Genomic DNA, 2,790 nt, shown 5'->3' with positions numbered 1-2,790 from the left:
AATATGGCGCGAGTAGCCGCTAGCCGAATTGATAACATCACACGCGAGATGCCCCAGGGGCAGGAGAGGCAGGCGTCACCTCAGGTGCCTGATTTTCATAGTCTTGTATTGCGCGACGTCACCCATCAGTACTACCACGAGCAGAGCGATGATTTCTTTGAGCTGGGGCCGATTAATCTGAGTTTTACACCGGGGGAAGTGGTGTTTCTGGTGGGGGGCAATGGCAGCGGTAAGACCACGCTGGCCAAAGTAGTGGTGGGGCTTTATCCGCCGGATGGTGGCGAAGTGTTGCTCAATGGCGAGCGTGTCGAGGCGGATGGTTGGGATGCTTACCGGCAGCTCTTCTCGGTGGTGTTCTCGGACTTCCATCTTTTCGAACGACTGTTGGAAGCACCGCGGGAAGATCTCGACGAAGAGGGCAACCGCCTGCTGGCCAAGTTGCATCTGCAGCACAAGGTGCGGGTTGAGAATGGTGCGTTCACCACCCAGTCGCTCTCTCAGGGCCAGCGTAAGCGCTTGGCGTTGGTAGTGGCCTACCTGGAAGATCGGCCCTTCTTGGTGTTTGATGAGTGGGCGGCAGATCAGGATCCGTTATTCAAAGAGGTGTTTTATTGCGAGGTGTTGCCCGAGCTAAAACGCATGGGCAAAGCGGTGCTGGTCATCACCCACGATGACCGTTACTTTCACCTCGCGGATCGGTTGGTGCGGCTAGAGAGTGGCAAGTTGTTGGCACCAGAGCCGATGGATGGTGAGCAGCCGACTAGTAGTGAGAATGTGGTGTCTTCGGCGGTCAATTGACTGGGTCATGGTGCATTGGTATCAGGAGGAGAGAACTGCTAGGAAGGATGTCAAAATAGGGGGTATCGATTAAACTGTACAGGTAACCGAGGAGAGATGATCATGAATACCCAGCTAGATCCTATCGTTTCTGAATTCGAGACGCAGGAACAAGCCGATAGCTATGATCGTTGGCTCAAAGCCAAGGTTCAGCACAGCATCGACAACCCGGGCCAGGGAATGTCCCATGATGAGGTCATGTCTAAGGTTGATGCGATCATCGCCGAAGCGGAGCAACGCCAAAGCGGCGGAGTTTCGTGAGCCTGCCTATCCGCTGGCATGACGAGGCGATTAACGACTTGTTTGAGCTCGTCGTCTACATCGCCGAGCGCGATCCTCAAGCTGCCCGGCGGCTGCGTATTCGTATTGAAGCAGCTGTCTCCTCAGTGGCTGAACATCCTTACTTACATCAAGTGGGCCGCTTGCCGGGTACGCGAGAAATTGTTGCTCACCCAAACTTTATCGTGGTCTACCAAGTGACGGATCGCATTGAGGTCATATCAGTGGTTCACTCTCGCCAAAATTATCCCTAACCGCCTATCCGTGCTGAATTAACCTTTTGTTACTCTTAGGTCGTTATCCTAAAGCTGCGGATTAAAGTTTTATCAATTTGCCCCCACCATGCGCGCCAACACCCTGTCCTTGAGCCAGAAGCGGTGAACCAGCGCCATGGCGATATGGCCGATGACTAATCCACATAGCAGCCACGAGAGTGGGCCGTGAAGAAGATCGGCGGGGGCGATCATCCAGGTGATGTCGCGCTCGGCTTCGGGCAGTAGCTTCATGCCATAAAAGCGCAGCGCGCCGCCGCGGCCGTACTGGCGCACAATAGCGAAAGCGGGCAGCCACAGCAGGAGCGCATAAAAGGTGATATGGACGAGGCGCGCCAAGCGTCCACCCAGCCCTGATTGGTGGGGAGGGCGCTGTTTTCGATTCGCCAATGCCCAGCCAAGGCGAGCCAGCGTCACGATCAGAATCATAAATCCTAATGTGCCGTGAGGTCCGATGCCCGCCAAGAACAGCGTGATAGCGTTTTCGCCCATTCCTCTCCAGGCCAGCAACACGGTAAATTGCAGTGTGATAAGCGCAGCGGTAACCCAGTGCAGAGCACGGCTGATTCGCCCATAGCAGTTGGGGCTGTCTAGCCAGCCAATATGCGTTTGAGCTGGCGTGTTTATGGAATCACTGTTTAACACCGTGTTATTTGCCGTTCCTTTAACCATTGGCTTTGCCCAGGCGCCAGTAGCCCATGCTGGTAACGTACTGCTTGGGTAGCCCGCACTCGTTGACCAAATAGCGGCGCAGTTTCATAGCGACTTTGGTTTCAGCGGCAATCCAGGCATAGAAGGGTGCGCTGTCATCCAGGGTGGCGGGGTCCCAAAGCGGGGCGTCTTCATCCTGGTTCAGTGCATCTTCGCTTCCATTGGCTACGGCCGAAGGGAAGCCTCCTAATGCGACAATCTCTTGTTGCAAATCGATATCGCGCAGCGCTCTCATCAGCAGCTCGCCGTGTTGACAGGCCGGCTCAGCGTCACGTGCTAGCCAGCGCAGTTTGGCGGCTTGGGGTAGCGGCTGAACATCGTCGCGGCGAGGCACTTCGAACAGCGCTTCGACCTTGGGTTTGAGAGGCAGGTCATCAAGGGTTTCTAGAATACCGGCAGCAGCGGGGAGGGCGGTTTCATCGGCGATAATCAGAATACGGCGCACGCCTTGGGGTGGCTTCCACTCGTAGCCCTGCTTGGGGCCTTCCGCGTTAGCGTCGGGGGCTGTCATGGCAAGGCGGTCACCTGGACTGGCATTCATTGCCCAGCGCGAGGCGGGGCCATTGTCGCCGTGGAGCACAAACTCTACATCCACTTCAGCCTGCTCTGGACGCAGGGCACGGATGGTGTAGGTGCGCGCAGAGGGACGCTGGGCATCCGGCAGTGCGCGGTAGGCGCTGTACCAATCGTG

General features: G+C 56.5%; 5 protein-coding genes. 3 read left to right on the top strand and 2 right to left on the bottom strand.

Features of this window, described 5'->3' with window-relative positions; translation table 11 throughout:
- The 3 genes from INT21_RS06895 to INT21_RS06885 form a co-directional block, all read left to right on the top strand.
- A partial coding sequence (locus tag INT21_RS06895; protein WP_226930605.1) for a cyclic peptide export ABC transporter occupies positions 1-798 on the top strand: 798 nt, incomplete at its 5' end.
- A gap of 102 nt (positions 799-900) precedes the next feature.
- Positions 901-1,098 (top strand): type II toxin-antitoxin system RelB family antitoxin, encoded by a 198-nt coding sequence (gene relB, locus INT21_RS06890; protein ID WP_193068379.1) that lies wholly within the window; start codon positions 901-903, stop codon positions 1,096-1,098.
- Entirely contained in the window at positions 1,095-1,370 is a 276-nt protein-coding gene (locus tag INT21_RS06885) for a type II toxin-antitoxin system RelE/ParE family toxin (protein ID WP_193068378.1), read from the top strand. Before relB ends, INT21_RS06885 begins: the two co-directional genes overlap by 4 nt.
- 72 nt (positions 1,371-1,442) lie before the next feature.
- Here the strand turns inward: INT21_RS06885 and INT21_RS06880 are convergent, their stop codons facing one another.
- A complete protein-coding gene (locus tag INT21_RS06880; protein ID WP_193068377.1) occupies positions 1,443-2,060 on the bottom strand; it encodes a cytochrome b in 618 nt (205 codons plus the stop codon).
- Positions 2,053-2,790, bottom strand: a 738-nt coding sequence (locus INT21_RS06875; RefSeq protein ID WP_193085022.1) for a siderophore-interacting protein, incomplete at its 5' end; no start/stop codon positions are given. The genes INT21_RS06880 and INT21_RS06875, both read right to left, overlap by 8 nt.

Origin of the sequence: Halomonas sp. 3F2F (genome assembly GCF_014897805.1) — a bacterium.
Classification (GTDB): Bacteria; Pseudomonadota; Gammaproteobacteria; order Pseudomonadales; family Halomonadaceae; genus Vreelandella.
Note: the sequence above shows the minus strand (reverse complement) of the source record. Positions and strands in the feature narration are given on the sequence as shown.